This window comes from Streptomyces sp. NPDC004435, assembly GCF_042873895.1.
In the GTDB taxonomy this organism is placed as follows: Bacteria; Actinomycetota; Actinomycetes; order Streptomycetales; family Streptomycetaceae; genus Streptomyces.
Window position 1 is genome coordinate 18,573 of record NZ_JBIAMB010000027.1, and the last position, 24,249, is coordinate 42,821.

Below are 24,249 nucleotides of genomic sequence, written 5' to 3' on the forward strand. Positions count from 1 at the left end.
GCATGAGGAGATTTCTTGAGGTGACCGGCTTCCTGCTCACCGTGTTCGGGGTCTGCGGTGTGGTCCGGGAGCTCACGGGCGACTGGTTCTCGTTCATGGGTGTGACCCGCTTCCTGACCGAGGGCGTGTGGTTCCTCGAAGGCCGCGAGGTCTTCGCGAACATCGTGATCGCCGTGCTCGGCATGGTCCTGATGATCGTGTCGGAGCGGGTCGAGAAGCGGGCGTGAACCTATCGGGCGTCCGCGTCCGCGTCGGCGTTCCGTCGTCCCCAGGCCGTTCCGGCGAGCACCAGGGCGGCGCCCGCGAGGCCGAGGACGCCGGGGCGGTCACCGGCCAGGGCGATGCCGGCGAGGGCGGCCCACAGCGGCTCGGTGCCGAGCAGCAGGCTGACCCGGGAGGGCGAGGTGCGGCGGACGGCCCACATCTGCACGAAGAAGGCGAAGAGCGTGCAGAAGACGGAGAGGAAGATCAGCCCGGCCCACTCGCGGGGGCCGAAGTCGAGCGCGGTCGCCCAGGGGGTCGCGCCGCCGCCGGCGGCGGCGAGGACGGCGAAGACCAGGACGGCGGTGCCGAGCTGGACGGTGGTCAGCGAGAGCGAGTCGGCCGACCGGACGGCCTTGATCCGGGCCATGGCGAGGACGTGGACGGTCCTGGCCACCGCCGCGAGGAGGATCAGCAGGTCGCCGAGGGAGGGGGTGGTGAAGCCCGCTCCCTGGGTGAGCAGGACGACGCCGGTGACGGAGAGGGCGGCGGCGCCGAGGAAGCCGCGCGACGGTCTGGTGCGGGTGACGGCGGCCTCGGCGAGCGGGGTGAAGATCATGGTGAGGCTGATGATCAGGCCCGCGTTGGTGGCGGAGGTGTGGACGACTCCGTAGGTCTCCAGGAGGAAGATCCCGGCGAGGATGCCGCCGAGCAGGGCGGCGCCCCGCCACTGCGCGCCGGTCAGCGCCCGCAGCCCCTTCCAGCCGGCGGCGACCAGGACGGGCACCACCAGCGCGAAGCGCAGCACGAGGACGGCGACGACGGTGTGGCTGGTGGTGATGCCCTTGGCCGCGAGGTAGCTGCCGCCCCAGAAGACGGCGACGAGGAGCAGCGGCAGATCGGTGAGCCAGGCGCGGCGCCGGGCGCCGAGCGGGACGGTTCCGGGGTACGGCGAGGCGGACGAAGCGGCCATCGGTGAGCGTCTCCAACTCTGCGGGCGGGGTGGAGACTACGGCGGCTCTCACACGGAACGATCACCGTACCGGCGGATCCCGGTGGTGACTACACCCTTTTCTCAGGCGTAGCTGCCGTACGTGGGGCGCCCGGCTCGCTCGTACGTGTGGAGGGCGACGCCGGTGCTCGTGACGGCCGACCGGGTGAGCCGGAAGGCGGTCGGCAGGTCGCCCTCGCCGAAGAACCGCCGGCCGGTGCCGAGGACGACCGGGAAGACGTGCAGGTGCAGCGTGTCGATGAGGTCGTGGGCGAGGAGGGTGCGGGCGAGTCCGCCGCTGCCGTGGATCTGGATCTCGCCGTCGAGGCGTTCCTTGAGCGCGGTCACCTCCTGGACGGCGTCCCCGCGGAGCAGGGTCGTGTGCGCCCAGTCGGCGGAGTCGAGGGTGGTGGTGGCGACGTACTTGGGGAGGGCGTTGAGCTTGCTCGCGACGGGGTCGGCGGGGTCGTCGTGGTGGGGCCAGTACCCGGCGAAGATCTCGTAGGTGCGCCGTCCGAGGAGGAAGGCGGTGGGCCGGGCGAAGATCTCCTCGACGCAGCGCAGGAAGTCCTCGTCGCCGAAGGGCACGGACCAGCCGCCGTGCTCGAAGCCGCCGCTGCGGTCCTCGTCGGGCCCGCCGGGCGCCTGGTGGACGCCGTCGAGGGTGAGGAACTGGGTGAGGCTGAGGGTGGCCATGACGGAGTGCCTTTCACTGGACGGGGATGTCTGCTCCCATCCGTATCGACCCCGCCGGGCGCCGCAACTCATCGGTGCGCGCGGAACTCGGCGTCCGAAGGCCGCCAGCGCCCGCTCCCCGCGCCGAGTTTCCTTGAACCCGCAACCACTTGTGTGATTCGAGGAGGCAGGGAGCGATGTCCGTGATGAACGGGACGGCGGTGCTGGTGACGGGCGGCAGCCGGGGCATCGGCGCGGCGACGGCGGTCAGGCTCGCCCGGGAGGGCGCCGACGTGGCCTTCACCTACGTACGGGACGAGGCGGCGGCCAAGGAGGTCGCGGCCCGCATCGAGGCGGAGGGCCGGCGGGCGCTGCCGCTGCGCGCGGACGCGGCGGACGCCGGGGACGCGACAGGCGCGGTGCACCGGGCGGCGGACGACCTGGGGCGGCTCGACGTCCTGGTGAACAACGTCGGGATCGGGGTCCTCGGCCCGCTGGGCGAGCTGACCCTCGCCGATGTGGACCGGGTGCTCGCGGTGAACGTCCGGGCGGCCTTCCTCGCCTCGCAGGCGGCGGCGGAGCGCCTGCCCAACGGCGGCCGGATCGTCACGATCGGCACCTGCATGACCCAGCGGGTGCCGGGCCCCGGCGGCACGCTGTACGCGCTCAGCAAGGCGGCGCTGGTGGGCCTGAACCGGGCGCTGGCCAGGGAGCTGGGCGGCCGGCGGATCACCGCCAACATCGTCCACCCGGGCCCCGTCGACACGGACCTCAACCCGGCGGACGGGCCGATGGCGGAGGGGCAGATCGGGCTGACGGCCCTGGGCCGCTTCGGCACCCCGGACGAGGTGGCGGCGGCCGTCGCCTACCTGGCGGGCCCGGAGGGCCGCTACGTGACGGGCGCCGAACTCTCGGTGGACGGCGGCCACGCGGCGTAGGGGGCGAGGACTCGTTCCCGTACGGCGGGTCGCGTCTGTCCGGACGCGGCCCGCAGGGGAGGCGAACCGAGCCCCAAGAAATGGGGTGAGAGCAGAGGGCGCACCGGTGCTGTCGGGTCGGTGCGCCCTCTGGCCGGGCGGGGTGTCGTGCCCGCCCAGTAGGGGGCCCGGACCGTGGTCCGGGGTGTTGCCGGGGGCCGGCCGGTGTCGGCCGACCGGGCCCCGGGGTCGTACGGGCTCGGTCAGCCGCCGAGCTCCTGGTGGCGGGCGGTGAGGCGGGCCGCGCCCGCTTCGGTCAGGGAGCCGAAGAGGCGGAGGCGGGAGATGCCGCCGTCCGGGTAGATGTCGATGCGTACGCGGGAGCCGACGGCCGGGGCGTCGAGGACGAACCGGTGGTTGGTGTCGGGCTGGAGCCGGGTCCGGGGAAGGATCTCGGTCCACTCCTCGGAGCCCTCGGCGGCGACGGAGAGCGCGGCCCAGCCGGCGCTGTTGCCCTTGAGGTACGCGGTGTCGATCTCGACGGCGCGGATGGCGGACTCGGCCACGAGGGAGTAGCGGATCCAGTCGTTGCCCTTGTCGCGGCGGCGGCGGGTCTCCCAGCCGTCGTCCATCTTGCGCGAGCGGCCGGGCTGGATGGTGTTGGTGGCCGGGGAGTAGAAGCGGTCGGAGGCGTCCTCGACCTGGCCGCCGTTCTCGAGGGCGGCGAGGTCGAAGGTGCCGAGGACGCCGAGCCAGGCCGGGTCGGGGGCGACCTCGCCGTACACGCGGAGGCGGGCGATGCCGCCGTCCGGGTGCTGGTTGACGCGGAGGTGGGTGAAGCGCTGCTCGACGTCGACGGCGAAGCCGTTGGCGGCGTGGCCGCCGATGGCGGTGCGCGGGACGAGGGTCGTCCACTTCACGTCGTCGGCGAGCAGGTCCTCCGGCGAGGGCGAGCCGGCGACGGAGGCGGCCTCGACGGAGACGGCCTGCGGGTAGTTGCCGCGGAAGTGGGCGGTGTCGACGACGATGCCGCGGATGACGCCGGGGGCGCCGAGCCGGACGAGGGCCCAGTCGTGGTCCTCGGCGGTCGGGTGCGGCTCGGCGGCGGAGACGCCGCGGCGGCGGCGGGTCTCCCAGCCGTCCATGATCTTGCCCTTGTGGCCGAAGTGCTCGGGGTCGAACTCGGCGGCCTCGGGCTTGAGCATGTTCTCGCGCTCGGCGAAGAACTCGTCGTTGGCGGCGATGACGCCGGCGCCGAGGCGGCGGTCGGCGAGGTCGGCGTACTGGGTGAAGGGGAACTCGGCCGTGCGGTAGTCGGCGTACGGGTCACCGCCGCCGTAGGGGCTGGCGTCGCCGGTGAAGGAAGGTATGCCGGTCACGGGTCAGTTGTTCCTTTCGAGGAGGCGGCCGGAGGGCTCGGCCAGGGTGCCGCGGTCGTTGATCCGCTCGCCGCGCAGCCAGGTGGAGCTGACCACGCCGTGGAGGGTCTTGCCCGCGTAGGCGGTGATGCGGTTGCGGTGCTGGAGCTCGACCGGGTCGACGGTGAAGGTGGCCTCGGGGTCGATGACGGCGAAGTCCGCGTCACGGCCGGCCTCGATGGCGCCCTTGCGGTCGAGTCCGGCGAGGCGGGCGGGGCCTTCGGACATCCAGCGGACGACGTCCTCCAGGCTGTGGCCGCGGCGGCGGGCCTCGGTCCAGATCGCGGGCAGGCCGAGCTGGAGGGAGGAGATGCCGCCCCAGGCGGTGGAGAAGTCCGGGGTCTTGAGGTCGGCGGTCGACGGGGAGTGGTCGGAGACGATGCAGTCGATGACCCCGTCGGCGAGCCCCTGCCACAGCGCGTCCTGGTTGACGGCCTCACGGATCGGCGGGCAGCACTTGAACTCGGTGGCGCCGTCCGGGATCTCCTCGGCCGTGAGGGTGAGGAAGTGCGGACAGGACTCGACGGTGACCTTGACGCCCTCGGCCCTGGCGGCGGCGATGAGCGGCAGCGCGTCGGAGGAGGAGAGGTGGAGGACGTGGACGCGGGCGTCGAGCCGCCGGGCCTGGTTGATCAGGTTCTCGATGGCGGTGTTCTCGGCGTCGCGGGGCCGGGAGGCGAGGAAGTCGGCGTACTGCTCGGACGGCTTCTGCGGGGCGGCGGCGAGGTGGTGGGGGTCCTCGGCGTGGACGATCATCAGCCCGTCGAAGCCGGCGATCTCGGCGAGGGAGCGGGCCAGCTGCTCCTGGTCCAGCTCGGGGAACTCGTCGACGCCGGAGGGCGAGAGGAAGCACTTGAAGCCGTAGACGCCCGCGTCGTGCAGGGGGCGCAGGTCCTTGACGTTGTCGGGCAGGGCGCCGCCCCAGAAGCCGACGTCGACGTGGGCCTTGGCCCGGGCCACGTCCTGCTTGGTGCGCAGGTTCTCCACGGTGGTGGTGGGCGGCAGGGAGTTGAGCGGCATGTCGACGATCGTGGTGATGCCGCCGGCGGCGGCCGCGCGGGTGGCGGTCCAGAAGCCCTCCCACTCGGTGCGGCCGGGGTCGTTCACGTGGACGTGGGAGTCGACGAGTCCGGGCAGGATCACGTCGTCGCCGACGTCCTCCAGGACGGCTCCGGCGGGTACCTCCGCGTCGTACGGCAGGACCGCCGCGATCGTGCCGTCGGAGACGGCGATGGCCGCCGGCCGCGTGCCCTCCGGGGTGATGACCCGCGTCGAGCGCAGTACCAGGTTGACGTCCACCTTGCCCCTTCCCGTTCCGCTTCCGCGAAGCAGAATTTCAACGAACTGTTGAAGGAGTCTGCGGCCGGGACGAGATGTCGTCAAGGGCGGGCCCGGCGTCGCGACCCGCGAGGGAGTCTACCTAGAGGTTTCCACAAAGTGGAATAGGAATTTCGTACAGTAGAAGGTAGCTCCGTACAGGAGGGGCGGACCCGACCCCCGCCGCGCAGCCGCCGACAACGGACAAACACCCCGCTGACCGGCCCGGACGCCGAGCCCCGCACACTGTGCCCGGCCCGACGGCCCGGTAGGCTGCTGCCTTGCCCGCCTGCCCCGAAAGGACCGTTGACGTGCCGACGTCCAGCGCCAGCACCACCGACGCCGCCAAGCCCGCCGCGAGCGGTGGCGTCCAGTCCCTTGAGCGCGCCTTCGACCTCCTCGAACGGATGGCCGACGCGGGGGGCGAGGTCGGGCTCAGCGAGCTCTCCGCCAGCAGCGGGCTGCCGCTGCCCACCATCCACCGCCTCATGCGCACCCTCGTGGCCTGCGGCTACGTCCGCCAGCAGCCCAACCGGCGGTACGCGCTCGGCCCCCGCCTGATCCGCCTCGGCGAGTCCGCCGCCCGCCTCCTCGGCACCTGGGCCCGCCCCTACCTGGCGCGGCTCGTCGAGGAGACCGGCGAGACGGCGAACATGGCGCTCCTCGACGGCGACGAGATCGTCTACGTCGCGCAGGTGCCGTCCAAGCACTCCATGCGCATGTTCACCGAGGTCGGCCGCCGGGTGCTGCCGCACTCCACCGGCGTCGGCAAGGCCCTCCTCGCCCACACCCCGGACGACGAGGTACGCGCGCTGCTCTCCCGCACCGGGATGCCGGCCGCCACCGAGAAGACCATCACCACCGCGGACGGCTTCCTCGCGGCGCTCGCGGCGGTCCGCGACACGGGGTACGCCGTCGACGACAACGAGCAGGAGATAGGCGTCCGCTGCCTCGCGGTCTCCGTCCCCGACTCCCCCACCGCCGCGGCCATCTCCATCTCGGGCCCGGCGGGCCGGGTCACGGAGGCGGCGACGGAGAGGATCGTCCCGATCCTCCAGGAGGTCGCCCGCGAGCTCTCCACGGCCCTCGCCAACACCACCGGCAACGGCCAGGCCTGACCCGGAAACGCCGCCGCGCCGGTCCACCGCACATGCGGGTGGACCGGCGCGGCGGCGTTTCGGCGGCTTTTCTCGACCGCCGGCGCGGCGGCTTCTCGGAAGCGCCCCTCCGACAGACCCACCGTGTTCCCGACGGCGACCCGCCGGCGGCGCCCTCGGCAGCCCGCCTTCCGGCGGCTGCTCAGCGGCGCCCCTCCGGCAGAGCCGCCGCGGGCTCGCCCGTCAGGCGGCCGTCCTCGACCGTCGCCACCCGGTCCGCCACCGCCAGGTGGGAGCGGTCGTGGGTGACCAGGACCGTCGCCGTCCCCCGGTCGCGGGTCAGGCCGGCGAGCAGCCCGACCACCGCCGCCCCCCGCTCGTGGTCGAGCGCGCTCGTGGGCTCGTCGACCAGCAGCACCGCGGGCTCGTTCATCAGCGCCCGCGCGATGTTGACCCGCTGCCGCTGCCCGCCGGAGAGCTGGTGCGGCCGGCGGCCGGCCCGGTCCGCGAGGCCGACCGCGTCGAGCAGCTCCATGGCCCGGTCCCGTACCGACTTCGGCGGACGGCCCGACAGGTGCGCCATGACCTGGAGCTGCTCGGCCGCCGTCAGCGAGGGCAGCAGGTTCGGCTGCTGGAAGACGATCCCGATCGACGTCCGCCGCAGCGCCGCCCGCCCCGCCGCGTCGAGCCCCGCCGTGTCCGTGCCGGCGACGACGACCCGCCCCCGGTCGGGCGTCACGAGGGTCGCGGCGACGGCGAGCAGGCTGGACTTGCCGGAGCCGGAGGGGCCGACGACGGCCGTCATGCGGCCCGGCGGGACGGTGAGGGAGACCGCGTCGAGCGCGGTGAGGCGTCCGTCGCCGTCCGGGTAGGTGAGGGTCACGGCATCGAGTGCGAGGCTCATCGGACGCTCCCGAGCGCGGTGAGGGGGTCGACGGCGGTGATCCGCCGGATGGAGAGCGCGGAGCCGACGGCGCCGAGCAGGATGATCACGCCGGCCGGGCCGAGCACGGTCAGCGGCGCGAGCACGAAGGGCACGTCGCCGCCGCCGACCAGCGCGCCGATGCCGAGGGCGAGTCCCGTGCCCAGCAGCGTCCCCGCCACCAGCATCAGCACCGCCTGCCCCAGCGCGTCGCGCAGCAGGGAGGGCGTGGAGGCGCCGAGCGCCTTGAGGACGGCGACGTCACCGCTGCGCTGGATGGTCCAGACGGTGAAGAAGGCCCCTATGACGAGCGCGGAGATCACGAAGAGGAAGCCCCGCATGAGCTGGAGCGAGCCGTTCTCCGCCTGGTAGGAGCCTATGGCGGTGAGGGCGCCGTCCACCGTCCGCGCCTCCGTGCCGGCGGCCGCGTCGCCCGCCGCCCAGTCGGCGTCGCCGCGCAGCGCGATCACCGTCGCCTGCTCCTCCGTGGTGGTGCCGGTGTGCCCGAGCCGCTGCCAGTCGTCGAGCGAGGTCCACACGACGGGCGTGTGGCTGTACGAGGCGTCCCCGGCGATCGCGGCGACGGTGACCTCCAGCGGGCCGAGCCGGACCGCGTCCCCGGGACGCGCGTCCAGCTCCTTCGCCGCCGACTCGGACAGGACGGCCCGGCCCGGCGCGACGGCCGCCGGGGCGAGGCCGTCGCCCGGCTCCGTACCGAAGGCGGAGACGGCGGCGGTCCGGTCGCCGGCGACCCCGTTCAGGGTGCGGATGCCGAGCGGCGCCGCCCCGGTCACCCCGGGCCGCTCCGCCCACGCGGTCCACTGCTTCTCCGTCACCGTCGAGTTGGTGAACGAGACCGACTGCCCGTCCGGCGGGGCGGCGAAGGCGATCCGGTCGGCGGGCAGGCCGGTGACCGCGGAGATGTTCTCCCGCGCGAGTCCGGCCGTCAGCCCGGAAAGGAGCCCCACGAGCAGGGTGATCAGCACGATCACCGTGCCCATGAGAGCGAACCGCCCCTTGGCGAATCTCAGGTCTCTCCATGCCACGAACATGGGTCCCAGCCTGCTGCCGCGACCCGGCGCCGGACATCGCGCCACGGATGGCTCCGTATTCAAACTTTCGATTGACCCGGCCGGGCCGCCCGCTGTCTACGCTGGTGGGGTCATGGATCCCGTCGCCTCCCATCCGCCCGCCCCGCGCGTCCTCACTCCCGTCCGCCGCGCCCTGCGCGTCTGCCTCCACCTCCTCATGGCGGGGCTGCTCGTCCTCGCGGCGGTCCGCGCCGGCTCACCCGCCGGCACCGTCCTCGCGGGCGTGACCGGCGCGGTCTACACGGCCGGGGCCCTGCTCCCCGTCGTGCGGCGGTCGCAGCGGGCCGCGGCCTGCTGGCTGGCGCTCCTCGCGCTCTCCTGGCTGGCGCTGCTGTGGGCGACGCCGGAGGCGCTGTGGATCGCCTTCCCGCTGTACTTCCTCCAGCTCCACCTGCTGCCGGCGCGCTGGTCGCTGCCGGCGGTCGCGCTGACGGCGGGCGCGGCGATCCTCTCGTACGTGGGCCACGGCGCCGCGCCGAACCCGGGGGTCTTCATCGGCCCGCCGCTCGGCGGCGCGGTGGCCGTGGCGACCGTCCTCGGCTACCAGGCGCTGTACCGGGAGAGCGAGCGGCGGCAGCGGCTGATCGAGGAGCTGATCACCACCCGGGCCGAGCTGGCGGCGGCCGAGCGGCACGCGGGGACGCTCTCCGAGCGGGAGCGGCTGGCCCGGGAGATCCACGACACGCTCGCCCAGGGGCTGTCGTCGATCCAGCTGCTGCTGCGGGCGGCCGAGCGGGCGCTGCCGGCGGGTTCGCCGACGGCCGGGCACATCGACCGGGCGCGCCGGGCGGCGCAGGACAACCTCGCGGAGGCCCGCCGGTTCGTGCGGGCGCTGACGCCGCCGGATCTGGAGCACGGTTCGCTGGCGGCGGCGCTGGAGCGGCTGTGCGAGCCGGGCGCGGGACCGCGGGTCCGCTTCTCGGTGAGCGGTACGCCGGTGGAGCTGCCGACGCCGTACGAGGTGGCGCTGCTGCGGATCGCGCAGTCGGCGCTGGGGAACACGGTGCGGCACGCGGGGGCGGAGCGGGCGGAGATCACCCTGTCGTTCATGGAGGACGCGGTGGCGCTGGACGTGGTGGACGACGGGAAGGGCTTCGTGCCGGAGGCGGTACGGGCGTCCGCCGAGGGCGGCGGGTTCGGGCTGCCGGCGATGCGCTCGCGGGCCGAGTCGCTGGGCGGCACCTTCACCGTCGAGTCGGCGCCCGGGCAGGGCACGGCCGTCGCGGTCACCCTCCCGCTGCCCGCGGGAGGTGCCCGGTGACGGCTTCCGGCACGATCCGGCTGCTGCTGGCCGACGACCATCCGGTGGTGCGGGCGGGGCTGCGCGCGGTCCTGGACACCGAGCCCGGCTTCACCGTGGTCGGCGAGGCGGCGACGGCGGAGCGCGCGGTGGAGCTGGCGGCGGCCGGGGGCGTCGACGTGGTGCTGATGGACCTTCAGTTCGGCGCGGGGATGCACGGAGCGGAGGCGACGGCGGCGATCACCGGCGTACCGGGCGGGCCGCGGGTGCTGGTGCTGACGACGTACGACACGGACGCGGACATCCTGGCGGCGGTGGAGGCCGGGGCGTCGGGCTATCTGCTGAAGGACGCGCCGCCGGAGGAGCTGGCGGCGGCGGTGCGGACGGCGGCGGCCGGCCAGTCGGCGCTGGCGCCCGCGGTGGCGTACCGGCTGATGGACCGGATGCGGACACCGGCGGAGGCGCTGACCAAGCGGGAGCTGGAGGTGCTCCAGCTGGTCGGCGAGGGCCTGTCGAACCAGCAGATCAGCAAGGTCCTCTTCCTCAGCCAGGCCACGGTCAAGTCCCATCTGGTCCACGTCTTCGCCAAGCTGGGCGTGGACTCGCGCACGGCGGCCGTGGCGGCCGCCCGGGAGCGGCGGCTGATCAGGCGCTGACCGGCTCAGGGCCCGGGCTGACGGGGCGGGGCGGGAGGGCCGAACAGCTCGACGGCGTGCCGGACGCCCGCCAGGGCTTCGGCGAGGACGCTGACGGAGCCGAGGGAGCCGGCCACGAGGAGGAGGCTGCGGCGCAGCCGCCACACCTCGGGGGCGCCGCTGACGGCCATGGCGTCGAGCGCGGCCAGTTCGTCCTCGGCGATCTCCCGGTCGGCGAACTCGACCCGGTGGCCGGCCAGTTCCCGCCGGAGCCGGGCCACGGCGGACCGCAGTCCGGTCACCCTGGGGTCCACTGCCTCGCCGGTCACTCGCCTCTGCCCCACGCTCCGCAACACGGTCCCCCGCTCCGAGACGTCCGTTCCCGCCGGCTCCGGGCGGTGGTCGGGCGCCCTGAGTGGGGGTCAGTCAACACCCCGGCCGCCCGGCGGGGAAGAGGCCGTGCGGCGCATTCATGCGACCGTGTCATTCCGTGTCATGCGGTAAGCAGGTCCCATGACGAAGACAGCCTCTCCCTCCCCTTCCTCCCCTCCGCTCGTCGCCGGGCTGCTGCTCGCCGCCGGCGGCGGGCGCCGGCTCGGCGGGCGCCCGAAGGCGCTGCTGCCGTACCGGGGCCGGCCGCTGGTGGAGCACGCGGTGCGGGTGCTGCGCGAGGGCGGCTGCCCTGTGGTGCACGTGGTGCTCGGCGCGTCGGCGGAGCTCGTACGGGAGCGGGCCGAGCTGCCGGGGTGCGTGGTGGTGGAGAACCCGGGGTGGGCCGACGGCATGGGCTCGTCGCTGCGGGTGGGGCTGGCCTCGCTGGCGGCGGATCCGCGCGGGGTGGACGCGGCCCTGGTCTCGCTGGTGGACCAGCCGGGGATCGGGGCGGCCGCGGTGGGCCGGGTGCGGGCGGCGTACGGGGCGCGGAACGCGCTGGTGGCCGCCTCGTACGACGGGAAGCGGGGGCATCCGGTGCTGTTCGGCGCGGACCGGTGGGCGGGGATCGCTGCGGGCGCGGAGGGCGACCGGGGGGCACGGGACTACCTGGCGGCGCACCGGGACGCGATCGCGCTGGTGGAGTGCGCGGACGTGGCCGAGCCCTTCGACATCGACACCGAGGCGGACCTGTACCGGCTGGAGGGATGAGGCGTGCCGGGTGCGGGCACCTGGAGTGAAGGAGCTGGCACCCGGAGCCATCTTCTGTCGACCCGAAGAATCTCGATATCAACAAACGATTGAACTTCCACCATGAGGAAACTAATATCCACTGCGTAAAGCGCCTGATCCCCTGTGACGGCGCTCGCGGCCGTATCTCGGCAACCGCGGCACTCCGTGCCGTCCGTGACGCCCGGCGGCCGCCAGGCAACGCCCGCGTAGTTCGCTGAAGGAAGTGACAGGTCATGTCCGCACCAGCGCCGTCCCCCCTGGTCGTCGTCGACGCCGAGCCCCTGCCGCGCCAGGAGGAGGTGCTGACGGAGGCGGCCCTCGCCTTCGTCGCCGAGCTCCACCGCCGGTTCACCCCGCGCCGGGACGAGCTCCTGGCCCGCCGCGCCGAGCGCCGCGCAGAGATCGCCCGTACCTCGACGCTCGACTTCCTGCCGGAGACCGCCGCGATCCGCGCCGACGACTCCTGGAAGGTCGCGCCGGCCCCGGCGGCCCTGAACGACCGCCGCGTCGAGATCACCGGTCCGACCGACCGCAAGATGACGATCAACGCGCTCAACTCCGGTGCGAAGGTGTGGCTCGCCGACTTCGAGGACGCCTCCGCCCCGACCTGGGAGAACGTCGTCCTCGGTCAGGTCAACCTGATCGACGCGTACACCCGGAACATCGACTTCACCGACGCCCGCACCGGCAAGTCGTACGCCCTCAAGCCCGCCGAGGAGCTGGCGACGGTCGTCATGCGCCCCCGCGGCTGGCACCTGGAGGAGCGTCACCTCGCCTTCGAGGGACGCGCGGTGCCCGGCGCGCTCGTCGACTTCGGCCTGTACTTCTTCCACAACGCGCAGCGCCTGATCGACCTCGGCAAGGGCCCGTACTTCTACCTGCCGAAGACCGAGTCGCACCTGGAGGCCCGCCTCTGGAACGACATCTTCGTCTTCGCCCAGGAGTACGTCGGCATCCCGCAGGGCACCGTCCGCGCCACGGTCCTCATCGAGACCATCACGGCCGCGTACGAGATGGAGGAGATCCTCTACGAGCTCCGCGACCACGCCGCCGGCCTCAACGCGGGCCGCTGGGACTACCTCTTCTCCATCGTGAAGAACTTCCGTGACGGCGGGCAGAAGTTCGTCCTCCCGGACCGCAACGCGGTCACGATGACGGCCCCGTTCATGCGCGCGTACACCGAACTCCTCGTCCGCACCTGCCACAAGCGCGGCGCGCACGCCATCGGCGGCATGGCGGCCTTCATCCCCTCCCGCAAGGACGCCGAGGTCAACAAGGTCGCCTTCGAGAAGGTCAAGGCCGACAAGGACCGCGAGGCCGGCGACGGCTTCGACGGCTCCTGGGTCGCCCACCCCGACCTCGTCCCGATCGCCATGGCCTCCTTCGACGCCGTCCTCGGCGAGAAGCCCAACCAGAAGGACCGGCTGCGCGAGGACGTCTCCGTGGCGCCCGGCGACCTGATCGCGATCGACTCGCTCGACGCCCGGCCCACCTACGACGGCCTGCGCAACGCGGCCCAGGTCGGCATCCGCTACATCGAGGCGTGGCTGCGCGGCCTCGGCGCCGTCGCCATCTTCAACCTGATGGAGGACGCGGCCACCGCCGAGATCTCCCGCTCCCAGATCTGGCAGTGGATCAACGCCGGTGTCGTCTTCGAGAACGGTGAGACCGCCACCCCGGAGCTGGCCCGCAAGGTCGCCGCCGAGGAGCTGGCCGCCATCCGCGCCGAGATCGGCGAGGAGGCGTTCGCCGCCGGCAAGTGGCAGCAGGCCCACGACCTCCTCCTCCACGTCTCCCTCGACGCGGACTACGCGGACTTCCTCACCCTCCCCGCGTACGAGCAGCTCGTCGGCTGACACCCCCGCGCTCGCGAGCGCACCAGCGCATCAGGGCCCGGCCCCCGGAGAACGCACAGATCCGGGGCCCGGGCCCTGTGCCGTGTCTGGCACCTCACAGGTGACGTGACGCAACCGAGATATGCAGCTACCTAGCGGTAACAAGACGCGCCGTGCGAGATTCCGCCATGCCACCGGCCGGCGGCTGTCCCCCACACCACTGCGTCCCGCAGGAGCACAGCCATGCCCTCCACCCCCCACCGCGCGCTGCGCGCGTTCCTGGCACTGTGTACCGCCGCCGGTCTCGCCTCCGTCGCCGCCCCGCCCGCCCAGGCGGCCCCCGGCACCGGCCCGACCGCCGTCGTCGCCATGGGCGACAGCTACATCTCCGGCGAGGCGGGCCGCTGGCTCGGCAACAGCCTGACGAACTCCGGCAGCCGCGACGGCACCGACCGCGCCTGGACGGGCAGCGGCTACGACCCGGCCCGGGTGTACGGCTCCACCGCCGGCGGCTGCCACCGCTCCGACACCTCCGAGGTGCGCAGCGCGGGCCCGATCGCCGCCGCCCTGGTCAATCTCGCCTGCTCCGGCGCCACCACGGAGCACGTCTTCCGCGCCGCCCAGGGCGGCAAGGCGTTCAAGGGCGAGGCCCCGCAGGCCGACCGGCTGGCCGCGGTCGCCGCCTCGCACGACGTGGAGCTCATCACCCTCTCCATCGGCGGGAACGACCTCGGTTTCGCCGACATCATCACCTCCTGCGCCACCGACTACATCGTCTGGTACTCCTACTGCCACGACGACCAGCAGCCCGAGGTGGACGCCCGGATCGACGCCGCCATGGCTTCCGTCGGCAAGGCGGTCGACGAGGTGCGGGCCGTGATGACCGGCGCGGGCTACGCGACCTCCGACTACCGGATCGTGCTCCAGTCGTACCCCTCGCCGATCCCGCGCGCCGCGGAGAACCGCTATGCCGAGAGCGGCTGGTCGCGGACGAACACCGGCGGCTGCCCGTTCTGGAACAAGGACGCCGACTGGGCGCGGGACTCCCTCGTCCCGCAGCTCGCCAACCGGCTGCGGGAGGTGGCGGTGGCGAAGGGCGCGCAGTTCCTCGACCTGCGGGACGCGCTCCAGGGCCGCGAGGTGTGCGCGAAGGCGAGCCGCCAGGTGAGCGCGTCGGCGCCGGCCTCGGGCGCGGCGAACGAGTGGGCGCGGTGGATCGACAGCCGCTCCACCCAGGGCCTGGTCCAGGAGTCCATGCACCCCAACGCCTACGGCCAGCAGGCGCTCGGGCGGTGCCTGGCGCTGATCCACGCCGTCCCTTCGGGCCACCGCGCCTGCCGGAACACGGCCGGCTCGGGTCCGTCGGGCATGTACCTCACGGCGGGCTGACCCTGGTGGGGCCCGGGTCCCTCACGGCAGCTCACGGCAGGCTGATGCCGAGCGGGCCGAGGACGCGTCCGGTGCCGCGCCGGTCGGCCGCGGCCATCTCCCGGACGAGGGCGGCCGAGCCGCCCGGCCAGTCGGCGGCGGCCGCGTCGAAGGCGGCCCGCCGGGACTCCAGGGGTCCCCGCTTCCCGGGCAGCCGGTCCAGGACGCGCAGGGCGCGGGCCGACACCGGCACCTGGACGGCGTCGGCCTCCTCTCCGCGCGCCCGGAGCGCATCGAGCGCCCAGGCGCCGATCACCGGGTCGCGCAGGGCGCCGCGCAGCGCTCCGGGCGGGGCGGCGGCCGTGTCGAGGAGCCCGAACAGGGCGCGTACGTCGGCCCCTTCGGCGGCGTGGGCGTGGGCCGGGCCGAACGCGGCCAGCAGCTCCGACCAGGCTTCGGCGGTGTCCCCGCGCGCGTGCAGCCAGTCGGCGAGCACGCGCGCGGCGGGCGCGTGGGGCCACTGGGCGGCCGCGACGAGCAGGTCCCGCGCGGGCCAGGCGGCGGCCTCGGTGGCGGTGGGCGCGGCGATCCGGCGGACCCGCAGGAGGTAGCGGACGGTGGCGGCGCCGCGCGGGGTGAGCCCGAACGCGTCCCCGGAGCGCAGGACGAGGCCGGTGGCGGCGAGCCGGTCGGCGACGACGGCGAGTTCGCGGGCGGGGCCCTCCAGCCGGGCCCGGTCCTCCTCGCCGATGCCGGCCGAGCCGAGCAGCCGGACGAGTTCGGGCACGGGCGGGGTGACGTACCCGCCGGTGACGCCCTCCGGGACGGTGACGGGGACGTCCTCAAGGGCGGGGTCGACGGTCCAGTCCTCGTACTCGGCGGCGCGGCGGGCGACCGAGTCGGCGGCGCAGCCGCGCTGGTAGAGCGCGTACAGCAGGTGGGGAGCCTCGCCGCCGTAGGGCTCGTACTCCTCCTCGGCGAGTTCCTCGACGGCGGCGAGCAGCGCGTCGGCGTGCCGCTCGACGTCGCCGGTGGCGCCCGCGACGGCGGCGGGCGGCGGTACCGGGATCGAGGGGTCGCCGTAGTAGTCCATGTGCTCGTCGAGGAGGGCGTCGGCGAGGACGAGATGGGGGAAGTCGTCGGGCCCGGGAGCGAAGCTCGCGTAGGCGCCGGTGAGCTGGTCGGCGAGGCCGGCGGCGGTCCAGCGGTCGAGGAGCGCCGCGGTGACCCGGCCGACGCCCGCGGCGACGGCGTGGTCGGTGAGGACCGGTCCGGCGGCGGGCGGCTCCTCGGCGTCGCGGACGTAGGCGCGGGCGACGGCCTCGGCGAGCACGGTGTCGGCGAGCGCGGTGCGTCCCATGAGGTCGGCGCGGAGCACGCCGTCGGGGAGCGGTGCGCCTTCGAGGGCGCCGATCCGCCGCCGCACGTCCTCGGCGTCGCCGAGGTCGGCCCCGACGGTCCGCAGCAGCGAGGCGTACCACCGGTGCCAGGTGAGGTTGCCGGGGTCGTTCATGGCGCGTTCGAAGTCGGGTGCGGCCTCGCCGACGACGGCGGCGACGCGACGGCGCAGCTCGCCGTCGAAGCAGCCGGCGAGGGCGCCGAGGACGGCCGGGTAGGCGGCGAGGTCGCCCGGCGGGGCGTAGACGAAGGCCGGCAGGTCCTCGACGAGCAGCTGCCGCACCAGCTCGGGCGCCGGCTCGGGCATGCCGCCGGTCCGGTCGGCGCCGCGAAGGGCGAGCAGCCCGAGCACGGCTTCGGCGGCTCGCAGGAAGGCGGGGTCGCGGTGCTCCGGCCTGCCGTCGAGGAGCGCCAGGAACTGGTCCAGCCCGGTATTGGTGAGAACGGTCTCGGCCACGGTTCCAGGGTAGTTCGGGGGTGCCGGGAACGGCCTGAGGGACACCCCCGGCGGAGGGCTCAGCGGACGGTGACCGTGCGGGGCGCGGAGAAGTCGCCCCAGGTGCCGTCGGGGAGGCGGGCGCGCAGGGTCAGGGTGAGGGTGGTGCCGGGGCTCGCCTGGGCCGGGAAGGTGTAGCCCGCGCGGCCGGGCGGCGGGGTGGTGCCCCAGACGACGGTGGTGGCGAAGCGGCCGTCGATGTGGAGTTCGTGGTGGGTGACGGGGGCTCCGGTCTTCGGCGGGGTCCAGGTGAGGGTGATCTCGCCGCGGGCGGAGGTGGCGGTGAGGTCGAGCGGGGAGGTGTTGGGGGGTGCGCCGGGGGCGGGGGCGGTGGTGAGGTCGGCGGAGGGGCTGTCCGGGGAGGAGTTCTCGGCGGCGTCGCGGGCCCGGAGGGTGAAGGAGTAGGCGGTGCCGGGGCGCAGTCCGGTGACGCGGGCGGTGGTGGCGGTGCCGGGGGCGGTGTGGATCCGGACGCCGGCCTGGTGGACGTCGTAGGCGGTGACACGGGTGTCGTCGCGGGAGGCGGTCCAGGTGAGGACGGCGGCGTCGGAGCCGTCGGGGGTGGCGCGCAGGGTGCCGGGGGTGGTGGGCGGCCGGCGGTCCTCGGCGGTGGCCCGGAGGGTGGTCGCGGCGACGGCGGGGGTGGCGGGCGAGGTGTTGCCGGCGGCGTCGCGGGCGCGGACGGCGAAGGTGTGGCGGGTGCCGGGGGCGAGGCCGGTGACGTCGGTCATGAGGGTGGTGGCGGGGAGTTCCCTGACCTGTCGGCCGTCCTGGAGGACCTGGTAGGCGGTGACGGCCCGGTCGTCGCCCGCGGCCTCCCACATGACGTGGACGGTGGTGGCGCTGCCGGAGGTGGCGGTGAGTCCGGTGGGGGCGCCCGGCGGAGTGGTGTCCTTCGGCGGCGGGGTCGTGCAGGCGGCCAGCGAGATGAGCATCGCGCTTGTCAACAGGCTTGCGGCGAGCGGGCGTTGCACGGGGTGGCCTCCGTCCGTCGGAAAGGTCCAGACCTATATCGCATGCGGAGGGAGGGATTCGCAAGGGGGCGGAGCGGGGGCGTTGTCAGTGGGGTGCGCTTCACTGGAATCATTACTCTCCGTAGTCGATTCTTGGGGGGATCATGACGGACCGTTCGCTGTACGTGTCGTCGGCCGGGGTGCGGCGGCGCGGCTGGACCGACGCGATGGTGCGGGAGCTGCTCGGGCTGCCGGACGTGCAGGGGCGCGACCCGCGCCGGTACGCACCGGCGCCGGTGCGGCTGTATCTGCTGGCGCGGGTGGAGGCGGTGGAGCGGACGCCGGAGTTCGCCGCGGCGTCCGCGGCCCTGGTGGAGGCGCCCCGGGGCGCGGCCGTGGGGGTGCTCGCCGTGAACCGGCGGGCGGCCGTGCTCGCGGCGATCCGGGCGGCGCCGATCGAGGTGCCCCGGCTGCCGGCGGCCGAGCTGGAGCGGCGGGCGGTCCGGCACCGGCACCTGATGACCGCGCGCGGCCCTGGCGCGGCCCCGGGCCGGAAGGGGGTCCCGGCGCCGGGAGGCTCGCTCGTCCGGTGGCAGGTGGGTTATCTGCGGCAGGCCCTGGCCCGGTACGGGACGCTGCTCGACGGGCTGTACGGCGACACCGGACGGCACGAGGCCGAGCGGCTGCTGCGGCGCAGGCTGTACGAGGCGATCGCCGCCGCGTATCCGGCGCTGGCCGGGGAGTGCGCGCGGCGGATCGCGCTGGGGTCGGCGTGAGGGCGCCGGGCACGCCGCCGCCCCGGGCCCCGCGGGGTGCGCGGGGCCCGGGGCGGGCGGGACGGCTGTGGTGCGTGGCGGTGCGTGCCCTGGCGGGCTCGCTCCACCGGGCCGTGGATCTAGTGGACGTGGGCCGTCTTGGCGGTGCGGATCTCCTCGCCCGGCTCCATCGGCGCCGTCACCTCGTCGTCGTCCTTGCGGCCGCCGAAGTGGTTGAAGACCACGTTGAGCAGGACGGCGGCGACGCAGCCGGTGGAGATGCCGGAGTCCAGGATGATCTTCGCGGTCTCCGGGAAGGCGTGGTAGAACTCCGGCGCCGTGATCGGGATGATGCCGACGGCGAGGGAGACGGCCACGATGAGGACGTTGTTGTCCTTCTCCAGGCCGGCCTTGACCAGGGTCTGGATGCCGCTGGCGGCGACCGAGCCGAAGAGGACGACGCCCGCGCCGCCGAGGACCGGCCGGGGCACGACCGAGATCAGCGAGGCCATGACGGGCGAGAGGCCCATCAGGACCAGCAGACCGCCGCCGCAGGCGACGACGTAGCGGCTGCGGATCTTGGTCATGGCGACCAGGCCGACGTTCTGGGCGAAGGCGCTGCACATGAAGCCGTTGAACAGCGGGCTGAGCGCGGAGCCGAGGGTGTCGGCGCGCAGACCGCCGGCGATCGTCTTCTCGTCGGCGGGCTTCTCGACGATCTCGCCGAGCGCCAGCATGTCGGCGGTCGACTCGGTCATCGAGACCAGCATGACCACGCACATCGAGATGATCGCGGCGAGGGCGAACTGCGGGGCACCGAAGTGGAAGGGCGTCGGGAAGCCGACGAGGTCCGCCTCCGCCACCGCGCTGAAGTCGGTGACGCCGAAGGGTATGGCGATCAGCGTGCCGAGGACCAGGCCCACGAGGACGGCGATCTGCTTCAGGAAGCCGCGGGTGAAGCGGCGCAGCAGCAGGACCACGAGGAGCGTGATGCCGGCCAGGGCGAGGAACTTCACCGAACCGTAGTCCTCGGCCGCGGGATTGGGCCCCTGGGCCCAGCCGAAGGCGACCGGCAGCAGCGAGACGCCGATGAGGGTGATGACGGTGCCGGTGACGACCGGCGGGAAGAACCGCACCAGTCTGGAGAACCACGGTGCGGCGAGGAAGCCCAGCACACCGGCGACGATGATCGCGCCGAAGATGATGGGCAGCGCGTCGGCCTTGTCCTCCGTCGTGTCGACGATCGCCAGCATGGGCGCGACACCGGCGAAGGTGACGCCGTTGACGAAGGGGAGCTTGGCACCGATCTTCCAGAAGCCGAGCGTCTGGAGGAAGGTGGCGAGGCCGGCCGTGAAGAGGCTGGCTCCGGTGAGGAAGGTGAGCTCGGTGCCGGAGAGGCCGACGGCCGCTCCGACGATCAGGGGCGGGGCCACCACGCCCGCGTACATGGCGGCCACGTGCTGGAGGCCGCTGGTGAACATCTTCAGGGGGGGCAGGATCTCGTCGACCGGATGCTTGGTCCGGTCTTCCGGGGCGGTGCCTGCGTCTTGTGCGTTGCGAACCTGGGGCTCGTCGGCCACGGCGGTTCCTCCGGTCGGTTACACGTCGGCGGTGACGCGGGTGTCAGGGAGTCGGAGAGAAGCGGTGCGAGGTGCAGGAGGTGCGGCTCGGTGCGAGGTGGTGCGGCGCGCCGGAGGAAGGGGTGCGGCGCTGGGACGGAGGGCCCGATGGGGGTGTGGGCGCGGTTCACCGTCCCGGGGGGCGGAGTACGACTTCTGCGTACGCCGCCCCCCGGTCTGGCTGCCACGGACCCCGCTCGGGTCCGCGGCGACCGGTCGAGGGCCGTCCCCCCCGACCGGACTCCGGGGGGAGGATCAGGCCTGGGCCGCGATGCGGGCCAGGCGCTGGGCCTCCGTGCGGGCGTCACGCGCGATGGTGTCCTCGTCGACGGTGAGCAGTCGGTTGTTCTCCACGATCTGCTTGCCGTTGACGAAGGAGGCCGTGACCGGGGCCGCCGCACCGAAGACGATGGCGGTGACCGGGTCGGCGATCGACGAGTGGCCGAGGCCGTCGATCTTCCAGAGGACGAAGTCGGCGAGCTTGCCCGCCTCCAGGGAGCCGATGTTGTCGGCGCGGCCGAGGACCTGCGCACCGCCGTAGGTGCCGAGGCGCAGGGCCTGGCGGGCGTTGAGCGCGGACTCGCGGTGGGCGCCGAGGCGGTTGATGAGCAGTGCGTTGCGCAGCTCGGTGTGGAGCTCGCCGGACTCGTTGGAGGCGGTGCCGTCGACGCCGAGGCCGACCGGGACGCCCGCCTTCAGCATGTCGGGGACGCGGGCGATGCCGGCGGCGAGGCGCGCGTTGGACGACGGGCAGTGGGCGACGCCGGTCTTGGTGCGGGCGAAGGCGGCGATGTCGGAGTCGTTCATGTGGACGCAGTGCGCCATCCACACGTCCTCGCCGAGGAAGCCGGTCGACTCGAAGTAGTCGGTCGGGCCCATGCCGAAGAGCTCGTGGCAGAACTTCTCCTCCTCCACGGTCTCCGAGCCGTGGGTGTGCATGCGTACGCCGAGCCGGCGGCCGAGCGCGGCGCCCTCGCGGAGCAGCTCGGTGGAGATGGAGAAGGGGGAGCAGGGGGCGACGGCGACCTGGGTCATCGAGTCGAAGGAGGCGTCGTGGAACTTCTTGACGGTCTCCTCGGTCGCGGCGAGCGCGCCCTCGGTGGTCTCGACGGCGAAGTCCGGCGGCAGGCCGCCGTCCTTCTCGCTGCGGTCCATGGAACCGCGGGCCAGGGTGAAGCGGACGCCCATCTCGGAGGCGGCGCCGATGATGGCGCCGGAGAGGTCGCCGGAGCCCTGCGGGAAGACGTAGTGGTGGTCCATGGCGGTGGTGACACCGCCGCGGGCCATCATGGCCAGCGAACCCTGGGCGGCGACGCGCACCATCTGCTCGTCGATGCGGGCCCAGGTCGGGTAGAGCGCGACCAGCCAGTTGAAGAGGTTGTGGTCGGTCGCGAGGCCCCGGGTGATCCACTGGTAGAAGTGGTGGTGGGTGTTGACCAGGCCCGGCGTGATCAGGTGACCGGTGGCGTCGATCCGCCGGACCACGTTCTCCAGGTTCTCGGGGGCCTTGCCGGCACCGAGGGACTCGATCCGGTTGTCGGCCACGACGAGGTAGCCGGAGGCGTACTCGGTGTCCTGCGCGTCGACGGTGGCGATGGCCGCGTTCTCGATGACGATGCGCTGGGGGGCTGCCGAAGGTGCTGCCATGGCGGTGCTTCCTTCATTCCAGGGGGTTGGGGATCCCTCCGCGACGGGTTCGCGGGGGGAGGGCACGGCAGGACCCTAGGAGGATTTGAGTGCCGGGGCCGTGTGGCGGCTCCGGGTGCCGAGATGGTGGAAGAACAGATTCAGCAGGACGGCGACGAGCGCGCCCGCGCTGATGCCGGAGCCGAGCACGGTCTGCGCCCAGGCGGGGAATCCGGCGTAGAAGGTGGGTGCGGCGAGCGGGATGATGCCCGCTCCGAGCGCGACGGCCACCAGGATGATGTTGGAGCTGTCGTCGAGTCCGGCCTCGGAGAGGGTCCGGATGCCGCTGACCGCGATGGAGCCGAAGAGGACGATGCCGGCGCCGCCGAGGACGGGCATCGGGACCATGGAGACGACCGCGCCGAGGACCGGGAAGGCACCGAGCACCAGGAGGGCGCCGCCGGCGACGGCGACCACGTAGCGCGAGCGGACCCGGGTGAGCGAGACGACGCCGACGTTCTGCGCGAAGGCGGAGGTCGGGAAGCCGCCGAAGACGGGGCCGAGCAGGGTGGCGATGCCGTCGGTGCGCAGGCCCCGGGTGATGGTCTTCCCGTCGCTGGGCCGGTCGCAGATCTCGCCGAGGGCGAGCATGCCGGCGCTGGACTCGGTCATCAGGACCAGCATCACGATGCACAGGGAGAGGATCGCGGCGGGCTGGAACTCGGGGGCGCCGAAGGCGAAGGGCGTGGGCAGGGCGGCGACGGGCGCCTCGCGCAGCGCGGTGAAGTCGGCCATCCCCAAGGGGATCGCGGCGAGGGTGCCGATGAGGAGCCCGAGGAGCAGCGCGATCTGCTTGAGGAAACCGCGGCCGAAGCGCTGGAACATCAGGACGACGACCAGGGTGAAGCCGGCGAGCGCGAGGTACTTCATGGCGCCGAAGTCGGCGGCGGTCTTGTCGCCGCCCTGGGCCCAGCTGACGGGCACCGGCATCAGGGTGACGCCGATCAGGGTGATGACGACGCCGGTGACCAGCGGCGGGAAGAAGCGGAGCAGGCGGCCGAAGAAGGGGCCGACGGCGAGGCAGAACACGCCGGCGACCATGACCGCGCCGTAGATGGCGGGGAGCTGGTGCCCTGGGGCGCTCGTCTCGGCGATGGCCAGCATGGGGGCGATGCCCGCGGAGGAGGCCGCGTTGACGAAGGGGAGCCGGTTGCCGGCGAAGTTCCGGACGCCGAGCGTCTGGAGGATCGTGGCGCATCCGGCGATCAGGAGGCTGGCGGCGATGAGCCGGGTCATCCCGGCCGCGTCCAGGCCGACGGCCTGGCCGATGATGAGCGGAGGGGTGACGACGCCGGCGTACATGGCGGCGATGTGCTGGAGTGCCGCGGGGACGAGCCGCGAGGCGGGGAGCTTCTCGTCGACCGGATGACAGGCGGCCTGGGAAGGGGCCTCGGTGGTCGAGGGGGCGGAACACGGGCCTTCGGCGGACGCCGGCCCCTTTGCGGGCAGTGCCATGCTGGGTTCCCTCCGGTCTGGTGCCGGTCCCCGCCCGACTGCGGGCGGGTGGGGACCGGTTCACTCAGTGCCGCTCAGAGATGTGGTGCCACTCAGAGATTGGTCATGTCGACCGGGATCAGCGCCTCGGCGCCGTCACGCAGGACCGTGGCCTCGATGAGGCCGTACATGCGGTCCGCGGCGTAGTAGACCTCGTTGTCGTTCTTGAGCCCGAAGGGCTCCAGGTCCACCAGGAAGTGGTGCTTGTTGGGGAGCGAGAAGCGCACCTCGTCGATCTCCGCGCGGTGGTTGATGATCCGCGTGGCCATCTGGTACAGCGTCTGCTGGAGGGAGTACGAGTAGGTCTCCGCGAAGGCCTCGAGCATGTGCTTCTTGGTCTGCTCGTAGGACCGCTCCCAGTTGGGCATGCGCTGGTCGTCGTCGGTCCAGTTGAACCGCCAGCGGCCGGACACCTGGGTCGCGAGGATCCGGTCGTACGCCTCCTTGAGGGTGGTGTACTGGTCCTTGATGTAGCCCCAGAACTCCGAGTTGGTGGAGTTCATGACGACGAGGTCCTTGAGGCCGGAGATGACCTCCCACTTCTCGCCGTCGTAGGTGATCTGGGTGACGCGGGTCTCCTGGCCCTTGCGGGCGAAGGAGTGGTTGACCTCGTCGGAGCCGATGAACTTGGAGTTGGCGTCCGAGGAGGCGATGCGCTCCCAGGAGTACTCCTCGATCCGGATCCGGGCCCGCTTGATCGGCTCCTGGCTCGTCACGAAGTGACGGGCGAGGTGGATGCCGAACTGCTCGGCGGACTCGATGCCGTACTCCTTGGCGAACGCGAAGACGGTGTTCTTCGTCGTGTCGGTGGGGAGGCAGTTGGCGTTGGAGCCGGTGAGGTGGACGTCGCTCAGGTCGCCGGAGAGGGCGACGGAGACGTTGAGGTCCTTGATGTGGTGGGTGGCGCCGTCCCGCGTGATCTTGACGACGCGGTTCTCTGCTTTGCCGTACTGGTTCTGGCCGAGAATCGTGGGCAT

The 24,249-nt window shown here is 73.4% G+C and carries 22 protein-coding genes; 9 read left to right on the forward strand and 13 right to left on the reverse strand.

Annotated elements, in window-relative coordinates:
* Positions 1–2: 2 nt before the first annotated feature.
* Positions 3–227: a hypothetical protein gene (locus ACFYT9_RS34905; protein WP_376602655.1), complete on the forward strand. Its 225-nt coding sequence runs from the start codon at positions 3–5 to the stop codon at positions 225–227.
* 2 nt (positions 228–229) lie between these two features.
* Here ACFYT9_RS34905 and ACFYT9_RS34910 read toward each other — a convergent pair whose 3' ends face one another.
* Together ACFYT9_RS34910 and ACFYT9_RS34915 are read right to left on the reverse strand one after the other, a co-directional pair.
* A complete protein-coding gene (locus ACFYT9_RS34910) occupies positions 230–1,174 on the reverse strand; it encodes a DMT family transporter (RefSeq protein ID WP_387275909.1) in 945 nt (314 codons plus the stop codon).
* Positions 1,175–1,276: 102 nt separating this feature from the next.
* Positions 1,277–1,888, reverse strand: a complete 612-nt coding sequence (locus tag ACFYT9_RS34915; protein ID WP_389170131.1) for a dihydrofolate reductase family protein — start codon at positions 1,886–1,888, stop codon at positions 1,277–1,279.
* A 176-nt stretch (positions 1,889–2,064) separates the two neighbouring features.
* Here ACFYT9_RS34915 and ACFYT9_RS34920 point away from each other — a divergent pair, with 176 nt between their 5' ends.
* On the forward strand, positions 2,065–2,805 hold the full coding sequence (locus ACFYT9_RS34920; protein ID WP_389170134.1) for an SDR family NAD(P)-dependent oxidoreductase: 741 nt from the start codon (positions 2,065–2,067) through the stop codon (positions 2,803–2,805).
* A gap of 242 nt (positions 2,806–3,047) precedes the next feature.
* Here ACFYT9_RS34920 and alc read toward each other — a convergent pair whose 3' ends face one another.
* A complete protein-coding gene (alc, locus tag ACFYT9_RS34925; RefSeq protein WP_389170137.1) occupies positions 3,048–4,163 on the reverse strand; it encodes an allantoicase in 1,116 nt (371 codons plus the stop codon).
* Between the two features lie 3 nt (positions 4,164–4,166).
* A complete protein-coding gene (gene allB, locus ACFYT9_RS34930; RefSeq protein WP_376602650.1) occupies positions 4,167–5,501 on the reverse strand; it encodes an allantoinase AllB in 1,335 nt (444 codons plus the stop codon).
* 329 nt (positions 5,502–5,830) lie between these two features.
* On the opposite strand from allB, the gene ACFYT9_RS34935 reads away from it, so the two are divergent.
* A complete protein-coding gene (locus ACFYT9_RS34935; RefSeq protein WP_389170140.1) occupies positions 5,831–6,637 on the forward strand; it encodes an IclR family transcriptional regulator in 807 nt (268 codons plus the stop codon).
* A 181-nt stretch (positions 6,638–6,818) separates the two neighbouring features.
* Here the strand turns inward: ACFYT9_RS34935 and ACFYT9_RS34940 are convergent, their stop codons facing one another.
* Both ACFYT9_RS34940 and ACFYT9_RS34945 read right to left on the reverse strand, forming a co-directional pair.
* A complete protein-coding gene (locus ACFYT9_RS34940) occupies positions 6,819–7,520 on the reverse strand; it encodes an ABC transporter ATP-binding protein (protein WP_389170143.1) in 702 nt (233 codons plus the stop codon).
* Positions 7,517–8,590 (reverse strand): ABC transporter permease, encoded by a 1,074-nt coding sequence (locus tag ACFYT9_RS34945; protein WP_389170146.1) that lies wholly within the window; start codon positions 8,588–8,590, stop codon positions 7,517–7,519. The genes ACFYT9_RS34940 and ACFYT9_RS34945 overlap by 4 nt, the downstream gene beginning before the upstream one ends.
* Positions 8,591–8,702: 112 nt before the next feature.
* On the opposite strand from ACFYT9_RS34945, the gene ACFYT9_RS34950 reads away from it, so the two are divergent.
* Together ACFYT9_RS34950 and ACFYT9_RS34955 are read left to right on the forward strand one after the other, a co-directional pair.
* Positions 8,703–9,890 carry a sensor histidine kinase gene (locus tag ACFYT9_RS34950; protein WP_389170149.1) on the forward strand — a complete coding sequence of 396 codons (1,188 nt, stop codon included), beginning with the start codon at positions 8,703–8,705 and terminating at the stop codon, positions 9,888–9,890.
* Positions 9,887–10,525: a response regulator gene (locus tag ACFYT9_RS34955; protein ID WP_387279532.1), complete on the forward strand. Its 639-nt coding sequence runs from the start codon at positions 9,887–9,889 to the stop codon at positions 10,523–10,525. Before ACFYT9_RS34950 ends, ACFYT9_RS34955 begins: the two co-directional genes overlap by 4 nt.
* Before the next feature lie 5 nt (positions 10,526–10,530).
* Here ACFYT9_RS34955 and ACFYT9_RS34960 read toward each other — a convergent pair whose 3' ends face one another.
* Positions 10,531–10,860: a DUF5955 family protein gene (locus ACFYT9_RS34960; RefSeq protein WP_376603385.1), complete on the reverse strand. Its 330-nt coding sequence runs from the start codon at positions 10,858–10,860 to the stop codon at positions 10,531–10,533.
* A gap of 157 nt (positions 10,861–11,017) precedes the next feature.
* Here ACFYT9_RS34960 and ACFYT9_RS34965 point away from each other — a divergent pair, with 157 nt between their 5' ends.
* From ACFYT9_RS34965 to ACFYT9_RS34975, 3 genes are all read left to right on the forward strand, one after another.
* Positions 11,018–11,647 carry an NTP transferase domain-containing protein gene (locus ACFYT9_RS34965; protein WP_387279534.1) on the forward strand — a complete coding sequence of 210 codons (630 nt, stop codon included), beginning with the start codon at positions 11,018–11,020 and terminating at the stop codon, positions 11,645–11,647.
* Positions 11,648–11,901: 254 nt separating this feature from the next.
* Positions 11,902–13,524, forward strand: coding sequence for a malate synthase A (gene aceB / locus ACFYT9_RS34970; protein ID WP_387279536.1), 1,623 nt, complete (start codon positions 11,902–11,904; stop codon positions 13,522–13,524).
* A gap of 222 nt (positions 13,525–13,746) precedes the next feature.
* Entirely contained in the window at positions 13,747–14,892 is a 1,146-nt protein-coding gene (locus ACFYT9_RS34975) for a GDSL-type esterase/lipase family protein (RefSeq protein ID WP_389170154.1), read from the forward strand.
* Between the two features lie 31 nt (positions 14,893–14,923).
* On the opposite strand, the gene ACFYT9_RS34980 is transcribed toward ACFYT9_RS34975, so the two are convergent.
* The gene (locus tag ACFYT9_RS34980; protein WP_389170157.1) at positions 14,924–16,726 is read right to left on the reverse strand and encodes a hypothetical protein; all 1,803 of its coding nucleotides are present in this window, start codon (positions 16,724–16,726) and stop codon (positions 14,924–14,926) included.
* Positions 16,727–16,785: 59 nt separating this feature from the next.
* A complete protein-coding gene (locus tag ACFYT9_RS34985; RefSeq protein WP_389170159.1) occupies positions 16,786–17,700 on the reverse strand; it encodes a fibronectin type III domain-containing protein in 915 nt (304 codons plus the stop codon).
* Positions 17,701–17,882: 182 nt separating this feature from the next.
* Here ACFYT9_RS34985 and ACFYT9_RS34990 point away from each other — a divergent pair, with 182 nt between their 5' ends.
* Positions 17,883–18,494 (forward strand): hypothetical protein, encoded by a 612-nt coding sequence (locus ACFYT9_RS34990; RefSeq protein ID WP_389170162.1) that lies wholly within the window; start codon positions 17,883–17,885, stop codon positions 18,492–18,494.
* Positions 18,495–18,613: 119 nt separating this feature from the next.
* Here ACFYT9_RS34990 and ACFYT9_RS34995 read toward each other — a convergent pair whose 3' ends face one another.
* The 4 genes from ACFYT9_RS34995 to pucL all read right to left on the reverse strand — a co-directional run bounded on the left by ACFYT9_RS34995 (position 18,614) and on the right by pucL (position 24,249).
* A complete protein-coding gene (locus ACFYT9_RS34995; RefSeq protein ID WP_387279550.1) occupies positions 18,614–19,954 on the reverse strand; it encodes a nucleobase:cation symporter-2 family protein in 1,341 nt (446 codons plus the stop codon).
* Positions 19,955–20,347: 393 nt separating this feature from the next.
* Complete coding sequence (locus ACFYT9_RS35000; RefSeq protein WP_389170165.1) at positions 20,348–21,739, reverse strand: 8-oxoguanine deaminase; 1,392 nt, start codon at positions 21,737–21,739, stop codon at positions 20,348–20,350.
* Positions 21,740–21,814: 75 nt separating this feature from the next.
* Positions 21,815–23,233 (reverse strand): nucleobase:cation symporter-2 family protein, encoded by a 1,419-nt coding sequence (locus ACFYT9_RS35005; RefSeq protein WP_389170168.1) that lies wholly within the window; start codon positions 23,231–23,233, stop codon positions 21,815–21,817.
* Between the two features lie 92 nt (positions 23,234–23,325).
* Positions 23,326–24,249, reverse strand: coding sequence for a factor-independent urate hydroxylase (gene pucL / locus ACFYT9_RS35010; RefSeq protein WP_387279953.1), 924 nt, complete (start codon positions 24,247–24,249; stop codon positions 23,326–23,328).

Excerpts from the sequence above, each read along its gene's own strand:
- ACFYT9_RS34910 (WP_387275909.1), bottom strand. The coding sequence starts at position 1,174 with ATGGCCGCTTCGTCCGCCTCGCCGTACCCCGGAACCGTCCCGCTCGGC.
- ACFYT9_RS34905 (WP_376602655.1), top strand. The coding sequence starts at position 3 with ATGAGGAGATTTCTTGAGGTGACCGGCTTCCTGCTCACCGTGTTCGGG.
- ACFYT9_RS34965 (WP_387279534.1), top strand. The coding sequence starts at position 11,018 with ATGACGAAGACAGCCTCTCCCTCCCCTTCCTCCCCTCCGCTCGTCGCC.
- ACFYT9_RS34915 (WP_389170131.1), bottom strand. The coding sequence starts at position 1,888 with ATGGCCACCCTCAGCCTCACCCAGTTCCTCACCCTCGACGGCGTCCAC.
- ACFYT9_RS34975 (WP_389170154.1), top strand. The coding sequence starts at position 13,747 with ATGCCCTCCACCCCCCACCGCGCGCTGCGCGCGTTCCTGGCACTGTGT.
- pucL (WP_387279953.1), bottom strand. The coding sequence starts at position 24,249 with ATGCCCACGATTCTCGGCCAGAACCAGTACGGCAAAGCAGAGAACCGC.
- ACFYT9_RS34940 (WP_389170143.1), bottom strand. The coding sequence starts at position 7,520 with ATGAGCCTCGCACTCGATGCCGTGACCCTCACCTACCCGGACGGCGAC.
- ACFYT9_RS35005 (WP_389170168.1), bottom strand. The coding sequence starts at position 23,233 with ATGGCACTGCCCGCAAAGGGGCCGGCGTCCGCCGAAGGCCCGTGTTCC.
- ACFYT9_RS35000 (WP_389170165.1), bottom strand. The coding sequence starts at position 21,739 with ATGGCAGCACCTTCGGCAGCCCCCCAGCGCATCGTCATCGAGAACGCG.
- ACFYT9_RS34990 (WP_389170162.1), top strand. The coding sequence starts at position 17,883 with ATGACGGACCGTTCGCTGTACGTGTCGTCGGCCGGGGTGCGGCGGCGC.
- ACFYT9_RS34995 (WP_387279550.1), bottom strand. The coding sequence starts at position 19,954 with ATGTTCACCAGCGGCCTCCAGCACGTGGCCGCCATGTACGCGGGCGTG.
- ACFYT9_RS34950 (WP_389170149.1), top strand. The coding sequence starts at position 8,703 with ATGGATCCCGTCGCCTCCCATCCGCCCGCCCCGCGCGTCCTCACTCCC.
- aceB (WP_387279536.1), top strand. The coding sequence starts at position 11,902 with ATGTCCGCACCAGCGCCGTCCCCCCTGGTCGTCGTCGACGCCGAGCCC.
- ACFYT9_RS34920 (WP_389170134.1), top strand. The coding sequence starts at position 2,065 with ATGTCCGTGATGAACGGGACGGCGGTGCTGGTGACGGGCGGCAGCCGG.
- ACFYT9_RS34945 (WP_389170146.1), bottom strand. The coding sequence starts at position 8,590 with ATGTTCGTGGCATGGAGAGACCTGAGATTCGCCAAGGGGCGGTTCGCT.
- ACFYT9_RS34985 (WP_389170159.1), bottom strand. The coding sequence starts at position 17,700 with ATGCTCATCTCGCTGGCCGCCTGCACGACCCCGCCGCCGAAGGACACC.